At 53.4% G+C, this 20,555-nt stretch carries 22 protein-coding genes and 1 riboswitch; of the genes, 14 read left to right on the top strand and 8 right to left on the bottom strand.

What is annotated here, in order from left to right:
- Positions 1-22 precede the first annotated feature (22 nt).
- Positions 23-715 (bottom strand): hypothetical protein, encoded by a 693-nt coding sequence (locus tag KF947_RS04570; RefSeq protein WP_227405569.1) that lies wholly within the window; start codon positions 713-715, stop codon positions 23-25.
- Between the two features lie 177 nt (positions 716-892).
- On the opposite strand from KF947_RS04570, the gene KF947_RS04565 reads away from it, so the two are divergent.
- The 7 genes from KF947_RS04565 to KF947_RS04535 all read left to right on the top strand — a co-directional run bounded on the left by KF947_RS04565 (position 893) and on the right by KF947_RS04535 (position 8,592).
- Positions 893-1,474, top strand: coding sequence for a peroxidase-related enzyme (locus KF947_RS04565; protein ID WP_227405568.1), 582 nt, complete (start codon positions 893-895; stop codon positions 1,472-1,474).
- Between the two features lie 128 nt (positions 1,475-1,602).
- Positions 1,603-1,709, top strand: a riboswitch (TPP riboswitch).
- Positions 1,699-3,072, top strand: coding sequence for a sodium:solute symporter (locus tag KF947_RS04560; RefSeq protein WP_227405567.1), 1,374 nt, complete (start codon positions 1,699-1,701; stop codon positions 3,070-3,072). (Overlaps the previous riboswitch by 11 nt.)
- Positions 3,073-3,126: 54 nt before the next feature.
- Positions 3,127-4,566 (top strand): diguanylate cyclase domain-containing protein, encoded by a 1,440-nt coding sequence (locus tag KF947_RS04555; protein ID WP_227405566.1) that lies wholly within the window; start codon positions 3,127-3,129, stop codon positions 4,564-4,566.
- 25 nt (positions 4,567-4,591) lie between these two features.
- On the top strand, positions 4,592-5,560 hold the full coding sequence (gene corA, locus KF947_RS04550; RefSeq protein WP_227405565.1) for a magnesium/cobalt transporter CorA: 969 nt from the start codon (positions 4,592-4,594) through the stop codon (positions 5,558-5,560).
- A gap of 167 nt (positions 5,561-5,727) precedes the next feature.
- On the top strand, positions 5,728-6,306 hold the full coding sequence (locus KF947_RS04545; protein WP_227405564.1) for an NnrU family protein: 579 nt from the start codon (positions 5,728-5,730) through the stop codon (positions 6,304-6,306).
- A 31-nt stretch (positions 6,307-6,337) separates the two neighbouring features.
- The gene (locus KF947_RS04540) at positions 6,338-7,528 is read left to right on the top strand and encodes a zinc-binding dehydrogenase (protein ID WP_133730063.1); all 1,191 of its coding nucleotides are present in this window, start codon (positions 6,338-6,340) and stop codon (positions 7,526-7,528) included.
- Positions 7,528-8,592, top strand: a complete 1,065-nt coding sequence (locus KF947_RS04535; protein ID WP_208862630.1) for a proline racemase family protein — start codon at positions 7,528-7,530, stop codon at positions 8,590-8,592. The genes KF947_RS04540 and KF947_RS04535 overlap by 1 nt, the downstream gene beginning before the upstream one ends.
- A gap of 32 nt (positions 8,593-8,624) precedes the next feature.
- On the opposite strand, the gene KF947_RS04530 is transcribed toward KF947_RS04535, so the two are convergent.
- The 3 genes from KF947_RS04530 to KF947_RS04520 all read right to left on the bottom strand — a co-directional run bounded on the left by KF947_RS04530 (position 8,625) and on the right by KF947_RS04520 (position 10,370).
- Positions 8,625-8,825 (bottom strand): DUF1289 domain-containing protein, encoded by a 201-nt coding sequence (locus KF947_RS04530; RefSeq protein ID WP_133730064.1) that lies wholly within the window; start codon positions 8,823-8,825, stop codon positions 8,625-8,627.
- Positions 8,825-9,241 (bottom strand): alternative ribosome rescue aminoacyl-tRNA hydrolase ArfB, encoded by a 417-nt coding sequence (arfB, locus tag KF947_RS04525; RefSeq protein ID WP_133730065.1) that lies wholly within the window; start codon positions 9,239-9,241, stop codon positions 8,825-8,827. Before arfB ends, KF947_RS04530 begins: the two co-directional genes overlap by 1 nt.
- Positions 9,242-9,422: 181 nt before the next feature.
- Entirely contained in the window at positions 9,423-10,370 is a 948-nt protein-coding gene (locus KF947_RS04520) for a D-2-hydroxyacid dehydrogenase family protein (protein WP_133730066.1), read from the bottom strand.
- Positions 10,371-10,459: 89 nt separating this feature from the next.
- Here KF947_RS04520 and KF947_RS04515 point away from each other — a divergent pair, with 89 nt between their 5' ends.
- The 5 genes from KF947_RS04515 to KF947_RS04495 all read left to right on the top strand — a co-directional run bounded on the left by KF947_RS04515 (position 10,460) and on the right by KF947_RS04495 (position 15,852).
- The gene (locus tag KF947_RS04515) at positions 10,460-11,074 is read left to right on the top strand and encodes a flavin reductase family protein (protein ID WP_133730067.1); all 615 of its coding nucleotides are present in this window, start codon (positions 10,460-10,462) and stop codon (positions 11,072-11,074) included.
- A 346-nt stretch (positions 11,075-11,420) separates the two neighbouring features.
- Positions 11,421-12,539 (top strand): ABC transporter substrate-binding protein, encoded by a 1,119-nt coding sequence (locus KF947_RS04510; RefSeq protein ID WP_227405563.1) that lies wholly within the window; start codon positions 11,421-11,423, stop codon positions 12,537-12,539.
- A gap of 45 nt (positions 12,540-12,584) precedes the next feature.
- On the top strand, positions 12,585-14,684 hold the full coding sequence (locus tag KF947_RS04505) for a methyl-accepting chemotaxis protein (protein WP_227405562.1): 2,100 nt from the start codon (positions 12,585-12,587) through the stop codon (positions 14,682-14,684).
- A gap of 111 nt (positions 14,685-14,795) precedes the next feature.
- Entirely contained in the window at positions 14,796-15,365 is a 570-nt protein-coding gene (locus KF947_RS04500; RefSeq protein WP_227405561.1) for a DJ-1/PfpI family protein, read from the top strand.
- A 124-nt stretch (positions 15,366-15,489) separates the two neighbouring features.
- Positions 15,490-15,852: a ribbon-helix-helix domain-containing protein gene (locus tag KF947_RS04495; RefSeq protein ID WP_133730071.1), complete on the top strand. Its 363-nt coding sequence runs from the start codon at positions 15,490-15,492 to the stop codon at positions 15,850-15,852.
- Positions 15,853-16,341: 489 nt separating this feature from the next.
- Here KF947_RS04495 and KF947_RS04490 read toward each other — a convergent pair whose 3' ends face one another.
- Positions 16,342-17,364: an IS110 family transposase gene (locus KF947_RS04490; RefSeq protein WP_227404785.1), complete on the bottom strand. Its 1,023-nt coding sequence runs from the start codon at positions 17,362-17,364 to the stop codon at positions 16,342-16,344.
- Between the two features lie 187 nt (positions 17,365-17,551).
- On the bottom strand, positions 17,552-18,319 hold the full coding sequence (locus KF947_RS04485) for a DUF1499 domain-containing protein (protein WP_133730072.1): 768 nt from the start codon (positions 18,317-18,319) through the stop codon (positions 17,552-17,554).
- A 111-nt stretch (positions 18,320-18,430) separates the two neighbouring features.
- Between KF947_RS04485 and KF947_RS04480 the strand changes: the two genes are divergently transcribed.
- Positions 18,431-18,790 carry a hypothetical protein gene (locus KF947_RS04480; protein ID WP_133730073.1) on the top strand — a complete coding sequence of 120 codons (360 nt, stop codon included), beginning with the start codon at positions 18,431-18,433 and terminating at the stop codon, positions 18,788-18,790.
- Here the strand turns inward: KF947_RS04480 and KF947_RS04475 are convergent.
- Positions 18,787-19,020 (bottom strand): DUF3820 family protein, encoded by a 234-nt coding sequence (locus tag KF947_RS04475; protein ID WP_022522550.1) that lies wholly within the window; start codon positions 19,018-19,020, stop codon positions 18,787-18,789. The two genes, KF947_RS04480 and KF947_RS04475, sit on opposite strands and share 4 nt — an antisense overlap.
- A gap of 49 nt (positions 19,021-19,069) precedes the next feature.
- Complete coding sequence (locus KF947_RS04470) at positions 19,070-19,951, bottom strand: LysR family transcriptional regulator (protein WP_133730074.1); 882 nt, start codon at positions 19,949-19,951, stop codon at positions 19,070-19,072.
- A 134-nt stretch (positions 19,952-20,085) separates the two neighbouring features.
- On the opposite strand from KF947_RS04470, the gene KF947_RS04465 reads away from it, so the two are divergent.
- Positions 20,086-20,511: a VOC family protein gene (locus KF947_RS04465; protein WP_133730075.1), complete on the top strand. Its 426-nt coding sequence runs from the start codon at positions 20,086-20,088 to the stop codon at positions 20,509-20,511.
- Positions 20,512-20,555: the final 44 nt, after the last annotated feature.

Here is a 20,555-nt window from a genome sequence, read left to right as displayed (position 1 = left end):
GAAGTGTACTGGCTGTTCTGGCTTAAAAATTATCGAATAAAGGCAGGCTTTCTTCGAGCAACTGCTCGATGGGGCCGAGCTGGCTTTCATGCAACACTAAAAGCGACTCCTCAAGCATGAAGTTGTCAGCGGATGGAACCAGTAGAGCGAACTCACCCTCTTCAAGGTGAAATTCGTGTATTTCACGCATCCCCAGCGGTGTCATGCACTGCGTGCAGCGGTAGGTGTCATCTTCGCCATAAATCAGTCGATGGTACATCTTAAACAGCGTATATAGGGCTAAACCGCCTTCAAATGCTGGCCATCTCGCTGGGGTATCGCGAATGTCGGTGGTTAAGTCTTGACCCTCGGCTTCAGCATCTGCAATCGCATCGTCAAGTGGGGCGGCAAGAATGGCGTTTTTGTCAGCAGGGAGCGGCGTGTTGTGCTTTGAGGCGTGTTCAAAATCCTGTACCGCGCGCTTGAAGTCAGGCACTCCGCCGAGGGAGTAGTCGACATGCTGTAGGTCTTCTGGCTCAAAGCCGCCGTTTTCCCAGCCATGGATAACACGGAGTGTCATTTGACCCCGTTTCATTGGGCGGGCAAGCAACATATGCAGCATGATACGAATGTGCAGCTGACGCTCATCGGTATCATTTTCGAACGCTCGATAGGGGTCAGCAAACAGCTCGTGCAGCCGACCAGGGGTATGTTCCTTGGCTTCGTTTTGGTTCATGGCAGTGTCCCTTTGAACGAACTGTTTATTAAGAGTAACGCGCGGTTTTTTATCACAGATCGATGCATCAGTATGGCGAGCAGGGCGGCTGATTAAAAGCGTCTTAATTTAGCTTTTTGTTAACATCAGCTAAACCGTTTTTACCAGATATTTAAATTTAACAATAAAGAGGTGAGTATGTCTGCATCATTAAGTCGTTTTAACGTGCCTGAAACACTGGATGATCTGCCGGAAGATATTCGCAGTACCATTTTAGCGGTTCAGGAGAAAGCGGGGTTTGTGCCCAATGTCTTTCTGATGTTAGCCCATCGCCCTGCTGAATTTCGTGCTTTTTTTGCCTATCACGATGCGCTCATGGAACGCGAGTCGGACACGCTCACCAAAGCCGAAAAAGAGATGATTGTGGTCGCTACCAGTGCGCGTAATCGCTGCTTATATTGTGTAGTCGCTCACGGTGCCCTGGTGCGCATATACAGTAAAAACCCGCTACTCGCTGACCAGGTGGCGATCAACCATCGGGTGGCGCCAATTAGCGAGCGCCACCGGGTAATGCTTGATTTTGCTATGCACTGCGCTATCGATGTGGGTGAAATGACCGATGAATGGCTCTCCCGCTTGCTGGAAGTTGGCTTTAGCCAAGAGGATTGCTGGGACATAGGCGCCATCGCGGCGTTTTTTGGCCTGTCGAATCGGTTGGTCACCCTGGCGGGCACGCCGCCCAACGAGGAGTTTTACCTGATGGGGCGAGTGCCCCGCTAAGAGGCCACCGTTCTACCTCAACTTTACTAAGCTGTGCTTTTGATTGAGAATAGTTCTTGAGATGGCACTTGGATAAGTACTGAAAAAAACGTACTTAGAAAAAGCGCTTAGAAAAAAACACCTACATTCACTGTCGCCAGGGGAGCCCTGCTCAAAAGGGCTGAGATGCGCGCTGCGCAGACCCTGGAACCTGATCCGGTTCGTACCGGCGGAGGAAGCGCGACATGCTTTACCTAACGTTAGCCGTGCTTGGCGCGGCGCTGTGCTGCTTTGCTTATTTAGGCCTCCGGGCTCGCTGGGTGAATGGCCCACTTGATGACTATGTCACCGCCCGTAACTCGCAAACGGCGTCTACCCTGGGGCTCTCCTTCCTTGCCTCCGGAATGGGCGCATGGATTCTCTTTGCTCCTCCTGAAATCGGCGCCTTTGTTGGCCCGCTGGCCCTGGCAGGCTATGCATTAGGCTCTGCGCTGCCGTTTATCGTTTTAGGGCTGTATGGGCCGAAGATTCGCCGGGCGCTGCCTGAGGGGCGCAGCATCGCCGAGTTTGCTGAAGCGTGCTATGGCCCTGGTGTAAGGCGCTGGGTAACGCTGGTATCTATAGCCTATATGGCCTGCTTTTTAGCCGCCGAGCTAACCGCCATTGGGGCAATCACTGCCTTACTTTCCGATGTGCCACCTGCACTGGTGATTATTGGTGTGGCGCTTACTACGCTGGTTTATACCGCAGCGGGAGGCCTGCGTGCCAGCCTTGCCACTGACCGTTGGCAGGCGTGGCTGTTGCTGGTACTGCTGTGTGTGGTCGGTGGCATGGCGCTATGGCGGCTTCCCACTATTCCCGGTGGAGCTGCGCTTCCGGCCATTCCCATCACCAATGCGCTCAGCGTAGCGTTAACGCTGGTGATAGCGGTAACCGCTGCGAACCTTTTCCACCAAGGCTATTGGCAGCGCGTTTGGGCCGCTCAAGACGATCAAAGTTTAGGCCGCGGGGCATGGTTAGGTGGTGCGATGACGGTCGTCGTCGTTATGGTGATTGGCGGTTTGGGGGTGTTGGCCGCGATGAGCGGTGTCTCTCTGGGGGAGCCGCCGATGCCATTTTTTGCCCTGCTAAGCGATGCTCCTGTTTGGCTGACGCTACCCGCCTTGGTATTAGCGGTGACTTTAGTCGCCTCCAGCGTTGATACGCTGCAAAACGGTATTGCCTCGCTGGTGGTCGCGCGCAGCGAGCACAAGGGCGTTTCACTGGTGGCTGCCCGCTGGGTAACGGTGGTGGTGATGATTCCGGTGGTATTGATTGCCTTACAGGGGCTGTCGGTACTCCGGCTATTTTTGATTGCCGACCTGCTGTGTGCCGCCATTGTGGTGCCTGTACTGCTAGGCTTGTGGCAACGAATGACGCCGCTTGCGGCCATTGCGGGCGGCCTCGCGGGGTTGCTGGGCGCCATTCTCCCTGGGTGGTTAAGCCAAGGAAGCTTGGTCGCCGGGGTGGTGGCCGCCAGTTTTCCGGGCAGTATTCCTACCTTGGGGCCATTCGTCGGCGCATTAGTCGCCTCAACGCTAATGAGTGTGCTGCTCGCGGGGTTAAATAGAAACAGGTGACTTTTAAGCAGTAAAGGGCTGATCGCGTTATGCTGTTGGAATAACAGCTACCTCATGGTTGATATGACAATGAGCTTCCCCATTGCACCTGACGAAGATGCTCGTTTAGCAGCCCTTTATGAGCTTGAACTTCTAGATACCCCCGATGAGCCTGCTTTTGACCGGGTCACCAGATTGGTGACCAAATTGCTAAGTGTGCCTATCTCGACGGTGACGCTGGTTGATGCTAAACGGCAGTGGTTTAAGTCAAGCATTGGCGTTGAGCCCCAGGAAACATCTCGCGATGTGGCTTTCTGTGCTTATACCATCATGTGCCCAGAGCCATTTATTGTTGAAGATGCCAGTCAAGATCCCCGTTTTGCTCAAAACCCGCTGGTGACTGGCCCCGAAGGCATTCGTTTTTATGTGGGGATTCCATTACGGTCTATGCAAGGCTTGGCACTAGGGTCACTCTGCGCGCTCGACACCAAACCACGCGTCGTTAGCGAGGATGAGCTAGCGGCTCTGCAGGACTTAGCGGCAATAGCGACAGAGGAAGTTCATTTGCGAGAGCGGCTGGTGCTGGAGAAGAAAAACGCCCAGGCATTTCAGCAGGCGCTGAATGAGCTACATCAAAGTATGGAACGCCAAATTGAGCGGCGTACCAATGAACTCAATTTGGTTATTGAGTCAGCTTATGACGCCTATATTAGCATTGATGCCGACGACGTTATTTTGGACTGGAACCGCGCAGCAGAAGTGATGTTTGGTTGGCCACGCAAAGAAACACTGGCAAGGACGATAACGCAGCTGATTTTTCCTGCCGGGCTGCCCCCCAGTAATAACCGTGCTGCTATCACCTCTACGGCACGGCGCCAGGATGGTACTGAGCTGCCTGTTGAAGTTCGTATTAAGACGCTAATGATTGATGGCCGCGAGCGGCGAAGCCTTTTTATCCACGATATTACCGAACGTCAGCAGCTTGAGCGACTGCGTGATCAGCAGGCTCGTGAAGATGCGCTTACCAAACTACCTAACCGAAGAGCCTTGGATGAGCGCTTACCTGAAGCCATGGCCCGTACTCGACGCTCCCAACAACCCCTAGCCGTTCTGTTTATGGATCTGGATGGTTTCAAGGCAATTAACGATACCCATGGGCATGCCATGGGCGATGAACTGTTGCGTGTGATTGCTAAAAGATTGGCGACAACGGTACGCGAAACCGACTATATCGCGCGCTGGGCCGGGGACGAGTTTGTCTTGCTATTGGAGGGCAGTGAGCCCACGACAATCGAGCCGCTGGCCAATAAACTAGTTCAGGTGGTGCAAGAGCCGCTGGTCTCTGGTAATGCCGCGTTACATGTCAGCGTTAGTATTGGGGTTGCCTTATATTTACCAGCCAGTGCCGAGACCTCCAATGAACTGTTAAAGCGCGCCGATGTGGCTATGTATGAAGCTAAACGTTCTGGAAAAGCCCAAGTACGTATCGCCCAGCCTTTGGATAGTGCTTGTTAAGACCGGTTAACATTCAAGGACGACCATGATTCGAACTATTATGACTACCCCAGAGGGTGAAACTCACGAGGGGGATGAACGCTTGTTAGCCATCTGGCAGACTACGCCTGACAGCCATATCTGGATCGACATGCAGGGGGAGTCCCAACAAAGCGAGCGGGCGATTTTAGAGGCGTTTGAGTTTCACCCGATGGCGATTCAAGATGCCCACAAAGAGCGTCACCCGCCGAAAATCGAAGAGTTTGACAACCACACGCTGATTATTTATCGCGGTATCTCATCCTTTGATGCTGAACTCAATTATTTGCCTCAGCAGGTCTGCTTTTTTGTCGGCGAACGTTTTTTAGTGACGCTTCACCCTGGCCAAGCGCTCTCAATTGAACGGCTATTCAACGAGCACGGTAAAGCTTTGCTGGCTCACTCGCCAGAGCACGTCGCGCTGAGGGTGATGTATATTTCAGCAGGCTTTTATATCGATAGCCTGCTTGAGTTCGAAACGGCGTTAAGTGATCTTGAAGACGAACTGCTGGAAAATGGTAATGATGTGTTAATGCGCAAGATTATCACTTACCGTTCCCGGCTGGTAAAAATGCGCCGCATTTTTAGTTACCACCAGGGGATCACCCAAGAACTCATCGCTTATGACTATGAGCATTTGCCGCGGGAAGAGAGTGAAACCCTCCACGCGATCAACGATGTAGCGGATCGCTTTGAACGTCTCTACACCTTGACCCAAATGTACTATGACATTTGCGGTGACTTAATCGATGGCTATATTTCTATTTCGTCTCACCAGCTAAATATCACCATGCGCGTCCTCACGGTGATTACCGCGATCTTTGTTCCTCTAACGTTTATCGCCGGGATTTACGGCATGAACTTCGAAAATATGCCCGAGCTGCGTTATCAGTACGGCTACTTTTTTGTCTGGGGAGCCATGTTGGGTATTGCGGGTGTCATGATTTGGCTATTTAAGCGCAAGCATTGGTTTTAAGGTCGGGTTTTTAAGAACGGGTTTTAGCCGCACCAGGGAACGACTCATCAGGAAACGAAAAGTTGACGTATGCATAGGTGGTCAGCGACTGAGTGTGGCATCCTCTCCAGCGACCAAGACTATAAGGCATAAAGCCGTCGACTAGCGTTTTCACTGGGAGTTGTTCCATGACGATTATGATTTTCGGGCTGCTGATTTTTTTAGGCAGCCACTCTGTACGCATCCTTGCTGAAAACTGGCGTCAGCAGCAGATTGCAAAACACGGCGAAACCACTTGGAAAGTCGCCTATTCGGCGGTATCCATCGTTGGCCTGGCCATTGCTATATACGGTTTTGGCCAGATGCGCCTCGATCCTATCTATATCTGGTACCCGCCAATGGGAATGCGCCATGCGGTGGCGCTGCTGATGGTGCCCGCCTTTATTATGCTGGTGGCGGCCTACATTCCGCATAACGCGATTAAGGCCAAGCTTGGCCATCCAATGATGCTGGCAGTCAAAATCTGGGCGTTTGCTCACCTGCTGGCCAACGGACGCTTGGGCGAGATTATCTTTTTTGCGGCCTTTCTTATCTGGGCTATCCTGGCATTTAAAACCGCCAAAAAGCGCGACCGTCTGATACCGCCTGCGCCCGTTAGCACTAATAAAATGGCCACCATTGCTACCGTACTCGTAGGCTTGGTAGCGTATGTGGTGTTTGCCTTTTACTTGCACGCAGTGCTGATTGGCGTACCTGTTTTTAGCTAATCGAGCGTTAGCCCAACTTAGGAGTCACTCCATGGCCGAGACGACACACACGGTGCCCAATACCATGGCTGCCATGCTATTGACCGGACATGGCGGTATCGAAAAGCTGGAATATCATCAGGATGTCGCCACGCCGCAGCCCAAAGCGGGCGAAGTGCTGGTGCAGGTGACCGCCACGGCGAAGAACAACACTGATCGCAAGGCGCGTGAAGGGCTGTACCCTACCAAGGATAAGGGCGATGTTACCTCCTTCGCCATGGGCGGTACGCCAACGTTAACCTTCCCGCGTATTCAAGGCGCCGATGTCGCTGGCCGCATAGTAGCGGTCGGCGATGGCGTTGACGCCGAGCGCATAGGTCAGCGAGGGCTGCTGGATTTTAATATTTACGCCGATGAGCGTCGTGATATTAATCTAACCCCGGATTACTACGGCCATGGGGCCGACGGCGGATTTGCTGAGTATATCGCCGTGCCTGCTGATCAGTTTTATCATGTGCCTAACCCAGAGCTGCATGACGCTGAACTGGCCTCAATGGGTATGTGTTCTTATCAAACCGCTTATCACATGATGACTGCCGCCAAGGTAAATGCCGGTGAGCGGGTGCTGGTCAGCGGTGCCAGCGGCGGTGTGGGCACTGCACTCATTCAGCTCTGCCGTATTGTTGGCGCTATCCCGTATGCCGTTAGCCAGTTGGACAAAGCCGAGGCGCTCAAAGCACTAGGCGCAGAAGCGGTCATTGATCGTGGCGACCTGCCGACGTTTGTTGACCGGGTGCTGGAAACCACTGGCGGCAAACCAATCGATGCGGTGATGGACTTGGTCGGGGGTGAGATGACCAACCTGTTTATCGACACTATGATTGTCGATATGCAGGGGCGAAAGAGCTACCCGCGCCTCTCTATTGCCGGGGCTAGCGGTGGCAACCTTAGCGAAATGATGTGGACCCGCGTGTACCTTTATCAAGTACAGATATTTGGTGTTTCCCACGGCACCCGTGAAGAGGCCGAACAGCTGGTGGCGTGGATTCGCAGCGGGGAATTAAAGCCGGTACTCCATGCGGCCTTTAAACTATCTGATCTGCATGCCGCCGAACGCTATTTTGTAAACCGGGGCAGCAATTATCTGGGCAAAATTGTGCTCGTTCCCGATGCTCAGTGGGCATCTCACGGTGCTCCGTTCGCCCTTGAAAATTCCTCTTCTGCTGTTCAGGAGCGCCCCTAGTGCATAACCTTCATACTATCCAGCTAATGGACACCCATGCCGGTGGTGATGTTAGCCGTATCGTTACAGGGGGTATTGATGTTCTGCCTGGCGCCACCGTTCGCGAGCAGATGGAGTATCTACGCGATGACGCCGATGGTTTGCGCCGCCTGCTACTCGAAGAGCCCTACGGCATTCCGGAAATGTCGGTCGACTTGTTAGTGCCGGCAACTCATCCTGAGGCGGTGGCGGGTTACATCATTATGGAAGTGATGGGGTACCCCATTTATTCCGGCTCCAACACGCTGTGTACCGCCACGGCGGTACTGGAGAGCGGTATTGTCCCCAAGCAGGAAGGCATACAGCGCTTTAAGCTGGAAGCGCCGGCCGGGTTAGTGCAAATCGAAGCCAAGGTGCATAACGGCGTGGTGGAGTCGGTTACCTGTGGCGGCCTGCCCAGCTATATCGATACCTATCGCGATAAAATCCAAGTGCCGGGAATTGGCGAAGTCACCTACTCGATTGCCTATAGCGGTGGTTTTTACGCTTTGGTCGATGCCACCGAGCTGGGCTTTAAGCTGGTGCGTGATGAGGAGCGCGCACTCTCAGAGTGTGCCTACAAAATTGTCGAGGCAATTAAAGCGCAGCGGGGCTTTTCTCACTACACCCTGGGCGATGTAGGGCCTCTGCCATTTTTGCACTTTATGGGGCCTGAAGAGCAGATAGCTGAAGGCTATATACGCTCACGCTCAACCACCTACGTCCATCCTGGCGTTATATGCCGCAGCACGACGGGTACCGGCACCTCTGCGCGCTTGGCGTTGATGAACTATGAAGGGCGGCTAAAGCTAGGGGATAAGCTAGAGACAGTTTCTCTACGGGAGACAGGGTTTATCGGTACCTTTGTCGGTACCCATCAGGAGGGCGCTTACCAAGTAGTGGAGAACACCATTACTGGCCGCAGCTACGTGTTGGCTCACTCGGATATCGTTATCAACTGTGATGACCCGATGGTTGCCTGTGGTGAGCTACACCATATATTAAGCGACCGTCACCAGATGAAAGCACTATCAGTTGAGACATAGCATCACTTGAGACATAGCGACGCGAAGGAAATCTAGCTGGCAGACACGTACCCTTCGCTTTCCAGACGTTCCCATACCGGGGCTTTTTCGGCCTCGGTCATGCTTCCCCAGCCCGCGATTTCATCCAACGTCCGGCCACAGCCGTGGCAGACTGATGTGGTCGGCTCGATTTGGCAAATGTGTACGCAGGGCGAAAGTGGTCGCCCAGCGGGCGATGTGGAGCGTTTAGTCATTATGATGCGGACACCTTACCGCGCAGCGATTTAATTTTGCCTTTATGGGTTTTGTGATCGACGCGGCGGCGCTGCGAACCTTTGGTGGGTTTAGTAGCGCGGCGTATTTTTTGCTGTTTGGTGGCGCTCAGTATCAGCTCTTTTAAACGTGCCAGTGCATCCTCTTTATTCAGTTCAAGCTTACGATGACTCTGGGCTTTAATAATCACCACGCCCTCTTTACTGATGCGTTGATCGGACAGCGCCATTAAGCGCTCCTTGTACATCGGCGGCAGTGTAGAACTAAGAATATCGAAACGCAGATGTACCGCCGAGGCGACTTTATTGACGTTCTGGCCGCCCGCGCCCTGGGCACGAATCTGGCTGATATCAATCTCCCAATCAGCCAGAGTAATGTTACTAGAAATGGTGAGCATTAATGGCCCCTGTGTTACTCGTGAACCCATAAGGCTAGCACAATTGGCACACCTGAGACGAAAGAGGGCTTTCAGCACTTGTGGGAGGGAGTTTCAGCTCGCGAATATGTGGGCTACCAGCCTGATGAGACTATGGGGCGCTTGCAGCCCTGATGTTTAGCCCACGTTTTAGCGCGCCCGGTTAGCCAGCTAGATTGTTAACAGGCTGGCCATTGATGTAGGCCAGCAGGTTGCTAAACGCATCGCCAAAATAGAGCTCGTAGCTATCCTTTTCCACATAGCCAAGGTGCGGCGTGGCGACGAGATTGGGTTGTTCCAGCAGCGAGTCAGCTAACAGCGGTTCCGTATCAAAAACGTCGATTGCGGCTTGGCCAGGTCGCCCAGTTTTTAGAGCCTCCTCAAGCGCCCCAGGGGCAACTAATTGAGCGCGACTGGTGTTGACGAGCAGGGAGGTGGGTTTCATTTGAGCAAGAGATTCGGCGCTGACAATACCGCGTGTATCGTCGTTCAGCCGCAGGTGCAGGCTGAGTACATCAGCACGCTGGAACAAATCGGTCTGGTTTTTGGCTACCTCTATTCCTGCTTCAGCAGCGCGCTGTCGGGTTCCTTCTCGTCCCCACACCAACACCTTCATTTCAAAAGCCTGGCCATAGCGTGCTACCAAGCTGCCAATTTTGCCGTAGCCAAAAATGCCTAGGGTGCGGCCTTTGAGGCCCGTGCCTAGGGTACGCTGCCAACGGCCCGCCTTAAGATTCTCAACCTCTGCCGGTATATGGCGCATGGCGGCAAGCACTAAGCCCCAGGTTAACTCTGCTGCAGCGTAGGGCGAGCCAGTGCCCGTCATAACAGTGATACCATGGCGGCGGCAGGCCGCTATATCCACATGCGCCGCGCCGCCGCCGGTTTGGCTGATGACTTTCAGTTTAGGTAATTGCTCAAGCAGCGCAGCGGTGATAGGGGTGCGTTCACGAATGAGCACTAACGCTTCGGCATCCTGAAAGCGCGTACTCATTGCGTCAAGGTCGGTGAGTGTATCGTGATAAATCGTGACCTCTTGACCTTCAAGCAGCTTGAAGGCGTCTAAACCGCGCACACAGTCCTGATAATCATCGGCAATAACAATCTTCATCAAATCGGCTCCTTGCTGGCAATGCTGTTGTAAAGTAATAGCTGTTATAGGTTGATAATACGCCTAAACCCATTACCCAGGAGTCAAAAATGAGCGACTACCTATTGGATGATTCCCCGCTAAGCCCAGGGGTTATTTATCGGTTGTTATCGGGCGCTGTTTGCCCCCGGCCGATTGCCTGGGTGTCTACCCAGGATAAGCAAGGAAATGCCAATTTGGCGCCATTTTCCTTTTTTAACGTGGCCAGCGTGAATCCACCTGTGCTGGCATTTTCTCCACTGCTTAATGGTAGCGGCGAACTTAAAGACACCGTGCGCAATTTAAAAGAAGTACCTGAATGTGTCGTCCATGTGGGCAGTGAAGGGCTGATAGAAGCACTCAATACCACCAGCGCCAGCTTGCCGCCAGGAGAGGATGAGTTTGCTCTGGCCGCTCTTGAAAAAGCTGATATGCCTGGGGTCAACGTGCCACGCATTGCCAACGCTCCCGTGGCGTTTGGCTGCAAACTGTTCGATATGATTCGCTTTGGCGACCAACCGCTAGCAGGCACTTTGGTGCTGGCCCAGGTTGTCTCCATCCATATTGACGATTCGATTTGGGACGGTCGCCATGTCGATATGGATCGGCTCAAACCTGTTGGGCGTTTAGCGGGCAGTGATTACATTCGAATTAGCGATCGGTTCGCCATCGAAAGGCCTTCATAACAGCACTTAAAATATATAAGCAATTGATTTTTAATGTATTTTCCAATTTTATTCCCGTTGGTGAGGAGTTGTTACAATCGGGTAATAATTGTTACTTTTTAATTAACGATAATTAACCTTTAGTCGTATATTCTCCTGCCGATAGTAATAAATAAAAGTTCGGTAATGTGGCAAAGGTTTGAGGGAAGACTACTCACCTTTGCCATGCTATTTACGTGGGGAAATGATCTAGCCAGTAAGGAGCAGATCAATGAAAAGATTGGGAATTTTGTTTTTAAGAGAAGGCTTATTAAAAAAGTCTTTATTAAGAAATTGCTTATTAAAAGTAGTGTTATTAGCTGGAGTTTTGACTCCATTACTAGCGCAGGCAGAACTGACTTTTGGTATTGTTGCCCCTTCCAGCGGTGGCGCTGCACCGCTAGGCTTGGGCATGCAAAAAGGTATTGAGACCTATTTCGCCGAGGTCAATGCGGCGGGCGGAGTTAATGGTGAAACGCTTGCCTTGATTGCCCGTGATGATCAGTACAAACCGCTGCAAGCAGCCAGTAATACCCGAGCGCTTATTCAAGAGGATGAAGTGCTAGCGGCGATTGGCAATGTCGGTACTCCAACGGCTACTGTCACCATTCCCATTTATAACGAATATGAAACGTTGCTTTACGGGGCTTTTACTGGCGCGGGGGTGCTGCGTAAGTCACCGCCAGACCGCTATGTGATTAACTACCGGGCCAGCTACGTACAAGAAACCGCCGCCATGGTGGACGGGCTGTTGGAAGCAGGCGTTTTGCCCGAGGAAATTGCCTTCTTTACCCAAAACGATAGTTTCGGCGATGCAGGATACAATGGCGCGACCAAGGCATTAGCCGCTCATGGCGTCGACAATATCTCGGAACTGGCCCACGGGCGTTTTACTCGCGGTACGCGCAATATTCATCAGGGGCTAGCGACCATTCTGGAAGCGCCGGTGACGCCACGCGCCGTGATCATTGTCGGTACATACGGCCCTGCGGCAGACTTCATTCGTGAAGCGAAAAACGATCTTCCTGACACGGTATTTCTGAACGTCTCTTTTGTGGGCAGCCAAGCGCTTATGGATGAACTCGGCGACCTATCCGAGGGTGTGATTATTACTCAGGTAGTTCCCCCCCTGGATGCCGATCTGCCCGCCGTAGAAGCATACCGTCAGGCATTGGACACCCATGCCAACGGTAGCGAACCTGACTTCATCTCACTCGAAGGTTACCTAGCCGCGAAACTCTTTGTGGAAGGTGTGAAAGCAGCCGGAGCTGATCCAGACCGCGACGCAATTGTGGATGGTTTGCTTGGTTTGGGGTCGGTTGATATTGGACTAGAGGAGCCGGTTAGTTTGGGACCGAACGACCATCAAGCAAGCGATGCGGTGTGGCCCACTATTATCACAAACGGCCGTTTTGAGTCGGTGGAGTGGGCGAGCCTGTTGCCCTAACGCTTACTTTACCTGTCTGTCCCCTGACACAAGTGAAAACAGATAATGAAAAAAACCTTAAGTATTAGAGCGATGTTGATCAGCCTGTTCTTGGCTGCGGTGCTGGGCGCCGTGGTGCTGGCGGCAACGGGCTGGATTACCAACCAACGACTCATTGACTCACAGCGTTATATTACCGGTGAGGTGCTGCCGCTGGAAGATGCTAGTCGTGGAATGGTGTTGACTATGGGAGCCTTTGGTCAACGTCATGCGGATTTGCTTGCCGCAGAAAGCGTGACTGGTCTAGATACGGCGACCACTCAAGAGGCACTGGATGAGCGTTTTCAAGATGCACGACAAGGTCTCCATGGAGTTGATCAAGCGCAAGGGCTGAGTGAGCTGGATAGCCACTATCAGGCGTTACTGGAAGGGGATACGGCGCTGGAGGCGGTACGCCGCGAAGAGCTGAGCCTACAAACCCAGATGGCCGAGCGCATTAGTGAGATGCAAGCGCTTATTTCTCAAGTAATGCTTAGTGCCGAAGATATTGCCGGGCGTACGGCGTTAGCCCAGGTTCGCAGTGACCGTGAAGAGCGCGCGCTAATGGAAGCCTGGCGCGAAGATGGTATGACCACGCTGCCGACTCAGTTACTCGATAATATGTATACAGTGCAAGCGGATATTGGCCGCTTAAGCGGCAACGCACGTATGGCATTAGCGCAGCTATCTGACCTTGGACGTCAGATGATGCAGACGAATAGCGCGGATGCACTGGTCAACTTGCGCCACAATGAAATTTCTCAGCAGGTGGGTTTAGCTCGCCAATCACTGGCGGCGATCGCCGACGCTCCTAGCACCGAAGCAGGTCAGCGCGCGCTAATCAACGATTTAGATGATGTCATCGTAGAGCTGGATGGGTTGATGGTATCCGATGATAACGCTGTCTATGAGCTTCGTTTACAGCAGTTGGAGTTAGGCGCCCAGGTGCAAGCGGCGCTCACTAATGTTGCCCAAGCCATGACTCAGATGCGCGCGGCGCTAAGTGATGTCGAAGCGTACACCGTTGCTCAGGCGGATAGTGCCGCAACGCAAGCAGAGACGCTAGCTAATGCTGGTCGCTCGTTACTGATTATGGTCACTCTAGCGGTTATCGTGTTACTTGCGATTTTTGGCTGGCGTACCATGGTACGGGTGCTGGGGCCGCTAGTGGCGATGCGCCACCAAATGGAAAACATCAGCGGCGCCGCAGGCGAAAATGCTGACCTGTCTAAGCGTCTTGAACTTAAACGTAACGATGAAGTGGGGCAAACTGCCCAAGCGTTTAATAACATGATGGATACCTTTGAAGGCATGGTGGCGCAAATTCGTGAAAGCGCCGAATCCATTGCGGCCAGCAGTCGTCAAATTGCCGCGGGTAATGAGAATCTCTCCCAGCGTACCGACCAGCAGGCGGCGTCGTTGGCGGAAACGGCTTCAAGTCTTGAAGAGATTACTGCCACGGTAAAACAAACGGCTGAGTACGCTGACCAGGCCAAAGACGCTAGCGGTAATGTTGACCAGCGCGCCCGCGCTGCAGGCGATGTTTCAACGCGCACTACGGCGGCGATGGGGGATATCCGCGAAGCGAGTGAAAAAATTACATCGATTATTAAAGCCATTGATGATATCGCCTTTCAAACCAACTTGCTGGCGCTCAACGCTTCTGTTGAAGCAGCGCGAGCGGGCGAACAGGGGCGTGGGTTTGCCGTGGTGGCACAAGAAGTGCGCAAATTAGCTGGACGTAGCGCCGAAGAAGCTGCCCAAATTCGCCATTTGGTTGACGATAGTGTCGCCAAGGTAAGCGAGGGTGAGCAACTGGTAAACGCCTCCAGCAAACACCTGCAGGAAATCATTGATAGCCTGAGTGAGGTAACACGCTATGTTACCGAGATTGCAGGAGCTACCCATGAGCAATCTGCTGGTATTGATCAGATCAACCAGGCAATTTCGCAGCTGGATCAGGTGACCCACCAGAATGCCCGGTTGGTGCAAGAAGCGACTACTGCCAGCCATACGCTGGATGATCGTGCCGGTGATATGCATTCACTGGTAGGGCGCTTTCACGTCAGCGACGCAGCAGGGCAGCGGCATCTAGCGCTTCCTCAACAGGAGAAAGTGACTCCGTAGTAAGCAATTACTACCCTTTGTCGGAAAGCGCTTGCTAGTCTCATACAACACGCCCCGCGTGTGCTCAAACACTCGATCAATAACCATAAGATCACAAAGAGGAGCACTGAGATGAGCAGCAAGCGCATTTTAATGATCACTGGCGATTTCACTGAAGACTATGAAACCATGGTGCCATTCCAGGCACTTATGGCAGTCGGCCACCTTGTCGATGCCGTTTGCCCGGGGAAAACTTCGGGCGATACCGTGGCGACGGCGATTCATGACTTCGAAGGCGACCAAACCTATTCCGAAAAGCCCGGTCACCGCTTTGCACTGAATGCTGATTTTGCCAGCATTAACCCCGCCGATTACGATGCTTTGGTGGTGCCTGGTGGGCGTGCACCTGAATATCTTCGTTTGAACAAAGAGGTGCTAACCATGGTTCAGCATTTTTTTGAGACTAACAAACCCGTGGCGGCGATTTGCCACGGCGCTCAACTGCTAGCTGCTGCAAAAGTACTGGAAGGGAAGCAGTGCTCTGCTTATCCGGCCTGCCAGCCGGAAGTCGAGCTTGCGGGTGGTCATTTTGCCGATCTGGAGGTTACCGATGCAGTAACCGATGGCAACCTGGTTACTGCCCCCGCATGGCCTGCCCACCCCGCCTGGTTGGCGCAGTTTATGGCGCTACTGAATAAGTGAGCTTGGCCCACTGACCTAACAAAATTTGCGCCCAGCATCCGCTGGGCGCTCTTGTTTGCTGTGCCAATAATTGCCGCTATGCTAATAATTTGTGTGGATTCGAAAACTTCGAGAGACAGTGCTCATGTGTAAACTCTTTATTCAAGCCGACCCGGAGCTGTGGCGCAGCGCGACACATTCGCTGCGTATTGATGGCATGGTCACCAGTGTGCGAATGGAAAATTACTTCTGGCATATTCTCGAAGAGATCGCCCAGCGCGACCGGATGAACACGGCCCAAATGATTACCCGGCTTTATCATGAATCCATCGATGCCGGGCACGATTTGGGTAACTTCACTTCGTTTTTGCGCGTTTGCGCCCTGCGTTATCAAGCGCTGCAATTGACCGGGGATATTCCCGCCCAGCACCAAGTGCCTATCGCTACCCTGGACGCTGAGCAAATTTTAGCCCGCGAAAGCGGCAACAGACGTGACCCGTTGCATTAAAAAGAGGTGTAACTGTTCAGCTCATGCTGGCAGCCTAAAGGGTCGCGAGCTAAAGCTGCCTCCCACAACACCCTATAGCCAGCACTAAGCCAGAAGCTATTTGTGGGAGGGCGATTTATCGCGCGAAGGGTGCCGAAGGCACCCCTTAGTGTCTTTCGGCTGGAAGCTTGGAGGGTCGCGAGCTAAAGCTGCCTTATATGGATCCGTTCCGTTGAGCAAGCAAGCCACGAGATGCACACGGATGAGGACTGCACGCTTATATCCGGCCTTTGATGGTAGCGCGACTACCTGGCCCTGATGGAATGCGCACTCTCTGCTCTTAATCTCCCACGCGGCCTCTCAAGGGGCCTAACAGCTTCACAGAGTGACAGAGAGTCGGTCTTACCTGTGTGCCATCAAATGTCTTACTCACGCAACCTCGGGTGTGCTTACTTCAAACGATAATATGACTTTTTCTAAGTACCTCGTAGAGGCAACTGCCTCACTTTTCTAGGCTTGATAAGAGCGTTGATGAGCGAGTATCGACCAGCAAATTCGCGCCATTTTATTCGCGAGGGCCACAATCGCCTTTCGCTGACCTACCCGTGCCGCCAGCCGTATGACCCATTGAGCCAGTCGGTCGGGGTGTTCTTGACGTTGAAACTGCCTCAAAGCCGCCCTGGCACCATGAACGAGTTGGCGCCGCACCTCGCTGTTGCCACGTTTGGTGATGCTTTTTAAGACGTTCTTACCGCCACTTGAGTACTGCCGTGGCACTAAACCAATAGAAGCGCTAAATTGCCGTCCATTAGGGAAACGCTTGGGATCCCCCATATGACTGACGAGCAAGGTGGCATTGACAGGGCCAATGCCAGGAACGCTCATCAGCTGCTTCGTGCAGGGAGAGGCCTGAACATACGCCTCTAGTCGTTTGTCGTACTCGGCGATGCGCGTGTCGAGTGCTAGCCACTCATCTAAGAGGTCATGGATCACGTTGCATAACGTGGCTCCCAACTGATCGTGACGCTCGTCTAGCAATTGGCGTATATCCCCTTGTCGGATAACCCGGTGGCCTTGAGCCACAATAATGCCAACCTCATTTAACAGTCCGCGCAGCTCGTTGCCGACCACCGTCCGAGCACGCACAAGGCGGCTGCGTACCCGGTGCAGTGCTTGTAGCGACTGCTGTTCCTGGGTTTTCACTGTCACGCGCCGTGTCGCCGGGCGTGCAGCCGCTTCGGCGATACCGGCGGCATCGCGTGCATCATTTTTATGCCCCTGAATAAACGGTTTTACGGCTTGTGGAGGGAGCAGTTGTGCATCGTGACCAAGCTGGCTGATCTCACGAGCCCAATAGTGAGCGGAGCCACACGCTTCCATGGCCACGATGCAGGGCGGAAGGTTCGCCATCACTGTTCTCAACTGATCACGTTTGATCTTTTTGCTAAACACTTTATGGCCACTGTCATCAACGGCATGAAGTTGAAAAACATGCTTGGCAAGATCAATACCCACAATGCTAATGTTGTTCATGGATGGATCCTCTTTCAAGATGCCGTCAGTGTTCTGCGCACGTTAGATGAAGTACTTCTTCATCTTGGCACAGAGGGACGGATCCATCCCATTTCCCACGGGGCAGCTATCTATGCCTGATGAAACAGCAGGTTGGCGAGTACAGCCTGAAACCTACTGAATAGTTACAAAGAGGTTACCAACACGGTCACTCAAGTCGCGCTTCTAAAGCAGTTAAAAACTGCTTGATACGCGCCGCATTGGTGCCCACGTCGCTGGCACCCAGACGTGACGCCGAGCGCATATCCACCTGCACCCCGTTCTCAATCTCAGTTAAGCGAATCACCACATCATCCTCAAAGCCAAACCAGCGCGTGGTCGCGGTGGCTTCTATGTGATTGTCGGTAATTCGGGCGATACGCCAGCCAGCCTCTTCGGCCTCTGCTTGTGCGGCAGCGAGTACCGTTTGTGGGGCTTCGTCCAAGACCAGCGGCTTGATGTCAGGGTAGGCTGCTTGCTGCTGCTGTGCGGTGGCACCGCCCGGGTAGTCAACCGCGTTAGGCGCCGCTTCTCGTGCGTCAGCTAACGCTTCAAAGGCCGGTGGGTTCTGAGTATCGGTAGTGATATCGTGAATCGCGGGCACTTGTTGAGCACGTTGCCAATGCTGCCAGGGCATATAAAGCAGCGCAGCAGCGGCGACGATAACCAGCGTGGCTATTAATGCAGGCCTAGATCGACGAGCCAGCATGCTAAACAGCAGCGTGACAATACTGACCGCGACTGCTGCGCCGGCGGCATAGACGCCGTTACGAAGTAAATTAAACGCCTCGCCTAGGCTGATAAGTTCGCCACGATAAGCAGGCCCTGCGCCCGCCATCATAAGTGTCGCCGCCGCTATCAGTAGAATGGCTAAGCCAGCCAGTACGCCTGGCCAACGGCCGCCACGAGGACGCGCCGTTGTTAGTCGCGTTACCATGTTCTCTCCTTATCACAGCAAAGTTCGCTATTCTTAGCACAACTACTTCTTAGCACAAACACTGGGTCAATTGGCAGTGTGAATGTCTTAAACTCTGACGATAGGATATATATGACCGATAACGTAGCCGCTCTTCGCCAGCTACTGCTCAGCACACCGCGTGCCGTTCTGCCAATGACATATCAGCAGGTGGCTAGCGCGCTAGCGCTCACACCGCCGCGGACTATTGCTCAAGTCACCCAGGCGTTAGAGCAGTTAATGCGCGAAGACGCCGCACAGCAGAAGCCTTTCATCGCGGCGCTGGTGGTCAGCCGGCGAGGTGACGGTTTACCTGCGGCTGGCTTTTTTGAACTAGCAGTCGCCTTAGGCCGCTTTCCTGCGGATACCGCACAGCACGAGGCCGCTTACCGCGCTGAGTTTCAGGGTGCCCTTGACGAGCGTGAGAACGCAGATAAAAACGCTCAGCCTTAAGTTTCGCCACGCTGGCTAGGCGTTTTTCGCAGTGGGTCAAGCAGCGGGCCAAGCCCATTATGATCAATTTCGTGCATCAAATGCAGCAGTTGGCCAATTTCCCCTGAGGGAAACCCCTCCCGAGCGAACCAGTTTAAATAGGGGCCGGGAAGGTCAGCAATAAGACGGCCCTCATACTTGCCAAAGGGCATGGTACGCGTCACTAGCTTTTCCAGATCCTCTGGCTTCATGCATTTACTCCTTTCTAAGGCTGCAAGCAAAGTTATTCAATGAAACACCTCAGGCACTATTATCAGTCTGCTGGGCGATTTCGCCAATCAATTGGGCCATCGCCCGGGCGGGTTCGCTCAAATGGCCGCTAGTGGGGTGAATCAGCCCGATGTCGCGGTGAAAGGTGCGCTCGCCTAAATCAATCGCACGCACTTCCGCTGGCCAGCGTTGCTGCGCAATCGCCTGGGGCACTAGCGCAACGCCGACCCCTTTGGCGACCAGTTTAACGATGGCCTCCAGTTCATCGACTTCGCATACTTCACGCACATTGCAGTGGTTTGCGCGTAGAAAGCGTTCGACCTGCCGTCCACCAAAGGAAGCACGGTCGTAACGCACAAACGGCTGGCGGACGATCAGCTCCCGCCACTGATCGCCCTCAATATGGCGCGGCACGATCAAACGAAATGGCTCATGGGCAAGGGGCGTCCAGCGTAAATCGCTGTGCAGTGAAAAGGGCGGGCGAATAATCACCGCCATATCCAGCTCGCCAGCGTCGACTTGATTCACCAGCTCCATGGAGAGACCCGGCACCACTCGGGTGCGGCACTCGCTATAGGCGTGATGAAAATGCGCCAGCGCATCGGGCAGTAGCGTGCGCTGTATGGACGCTATGGCCCCAATATTGACCCTTTGAGTGGCTGGGCCCGCTGTAGCAGCCCCCAGCGTGCTGTAGAGGGTTAGGAGGGTATGAGCTTGCTTTAACGTTTCCTGCCCGCGCTGGGTCAAAATGGCGGCACGCCCTTTACGTTCAAACAGGGCGATACCCAGCTCTTGCTCAAGACGTTTCATTTGTGCGCTGACCGCCGCTTGAGTCAGGCCGATTTTGTTGCCCGCTGCGGCAAAGGTGCCTTCCTGTGCGACCGCAATCAGCGTTTTTAGCTCGCGGATCATTGATCAATCCTTTTTGTGAATCAGCTAAATAGTTATTGATTTTATTTTCCCATGAGCGGCCCTAGGATGAATACAGCGGTGCTACATAAAGTGCCCGCTAATCCTCATAAAACCCAATAATGTGGAGAATGACCATGAGCCTTTCACCCTTCCATCTGGCGATTCCCGTTTACGATGTGGCGCTGGCGCGGGCGTTTTATAACGATGTGTTTGGCCTGGAAGAGGGGCGTTCCAGCGAGCAGTGGGTCGACTTTAATTTCTTTGGCCACCAACTGGTCATTCATGAGCAGCCCAAAACGCCGGGGCAAGAGAGCGCGCACACTAATCCGGTAGATGGCCACAACGTCCCGGTGCCGCACTTTGGCGTAATATTAGCGTGGGACGAGTGGGAAGCCCTGGCCGAGCGCTTGAAAGCGCGCGATACGCAGTTCGTGATCGAGCCCTACGTTCGCTTTAAAGGCGAAGTAGGTGAGCAGGCCACCATGTTTCTGCTCGACCCCTGCGGAAACGCCCTGGAGTTCAAGGCGTTTAAAGATATGAGCCAGATCTTTGCGAAATAGCCTTTGCCAAATAAATTTTGCAAAATAGACTTTGCCAAATAAGC

The organism is Halomonas sp. FeN2 (assembly GCF_020595105.1).
GTDB classification, from domain to species: Bacteria; Pseudomonadota; Gammaproteobacteria; order Pseudomonadales; family Halomonadaceae; genus Vreelandella; species Vreelandella neptunia.
The sequence above is the reverse complement of the archived record's forward strand: the minus strand, read 5'-3'. Positions and strand labels throughout refer to the sequence as shown.

What these genes read in the sequence shown, in the direction of transcription:
- KF947_RS04570 (WP_227405569.1), bottom strand. Translation starts at nt 715, where the DNA reads ATGAACCAAAACGAAGCCAAGGAACATACCCCTGGTCGGCTGCACGAG.
- KF947_RS04560 (WP_227405567.1), top strand. Translation starts at nt 1,699, where the DNA reads ATGCTTTACCTAACGTTAGCCGTGCTTGGCGCGGCGCTGTGCTGCTTT.
- KF947_RS04500 (WP_227405561.1), top strand. Translation starts at nt 14,796, where the DNA reads ATGAGCAGCAAGCGCATTTTAATGATCACTGGCGATTTCACTGAAGAC.
- KF947_RS04565 (WP_227405568.1), top strand. Translation starts at nt 893, where the DNA reads ATGTCTGCATCATTAAGTCGTTTTAACGTGCCTGAAACACTGGATGAT.
- KF947_RS04545 (WP_227405564.1), top strand. Translation starts at nt 5,728, where the DNA reads ATGACGATTATGATTTTCGGGCTGCTGATTTTTTTAGGCAGCCACTCT.
- KF947_RS04490 (WP_227404785.1), bottom strand. Translation starts at nt 17,364, where the DNA reads ATGAACAACATTAGCATTGTGGGTATTGATCTTGCCAAGCATGTTTTT.
- KF947_RS04465 (WP_133730075.1), top strand. Translation starts at nt 20,086, where the DNA reads ATGAGCCTTTCACCCTTCCATCTGGCGATTCCCGTTTACGATGTGGCG.
- KF947_RS04470 (WP_133730074.1), bottom strand. Translation starts at nt 19,951, where the DNA reads ATGATCCGCGAGCTAAAAACGCTGATTGCGGTCGCACAGGAAGGCACC.
- KF947_RS04555 (WP_227405566.1), top strand. Translation starts at nt 3,127, where the DNA reads ATGGTTGATATGACAATGAGCTTCCCCATTGCACCTGACGAAGATGCT.
- KF947_RS04485 (WP_133730072.1), bottom strand. Translation starts at nt 18,319, where the DNA reads ATGGTAACGCGACTAACAACGGCGCGTCCTCGTGGCGGCCGTTGGCCA.
- KF947_RS04515 (WP_133730067.1), top strand. Translation starts at nt 10,460, where the DNA reads ATGAGCGACTACCTATTGGATGATTCCCCGCTAAGCCCAGGGGTTATT.
- corA (WP_227405565.1), top strand. Translation starts at nt 4,592, where the DNA reads ATGATTCGAACTATTATGACTACCCCAGAGGGTGAAACTCACGAGGGG.
- KF947_RS04505 (WP_227405562.1), top strand. Translation starts at nt 12,585, where the DNA reads ATGAAAAAAACCTTAAGTATTAGAGCGATGTTGATCAGCCTGTTCTTG.
- KF947_RS04495 (WP_133730071.1), top strand. Translation starts at nt 15,490, where the DNA reads ATGTGTAAACTCTTTATTCAAGCCGACCCGGAGCTGTGGCGCAGCGCG.
- KF947_RS04520 (WP_133730066.1), bottom strand. Translation starts at nt 10,370, where the DNA reads ATGAAGATTGTTATTGCCGATGATTATCAGGACTGTGTGCGCGGTTTA.
- KF947_RS04530 (WP_133730064.1), bottom strand. Translation starts at nt 8,825, where the DNA reads ATGACTAAACGCTCCACATCGCCCGCTGGGCGACCACTTTCGCCCTGC.
- KF947_RS04480 (WP_133730073.1), top strand. Translation starts at nt 18,431, where the DNA reads ATGACCGATAACGTAGCCGCTCTTCGCCAGCTACTGCTCAGCACACCG.
- arfB (WP_133730065.1), bottom strand. Translation starts at nt 9,241, where the DNA reads ATGCTCACCATTTCTAGTAACATTACTCTGGCTGATTGGGAGATTGAT.
- KF947_RS04540 (WP_133730063.1), top strand. Translation starts at nt 6,338, where the DNA reads ATGGCCGAGACGACACACACGGTGCCCAATACCATGGCTGCCATGCTA.
- KF947_RS04475 (WP_022522550.1), bottom strand. Translation starts at nt 19,020, where the DNA reads ATGAAGCCAGAGGATCTGGAAAAGCTAGTGACGCGTACCATGCCCTTT.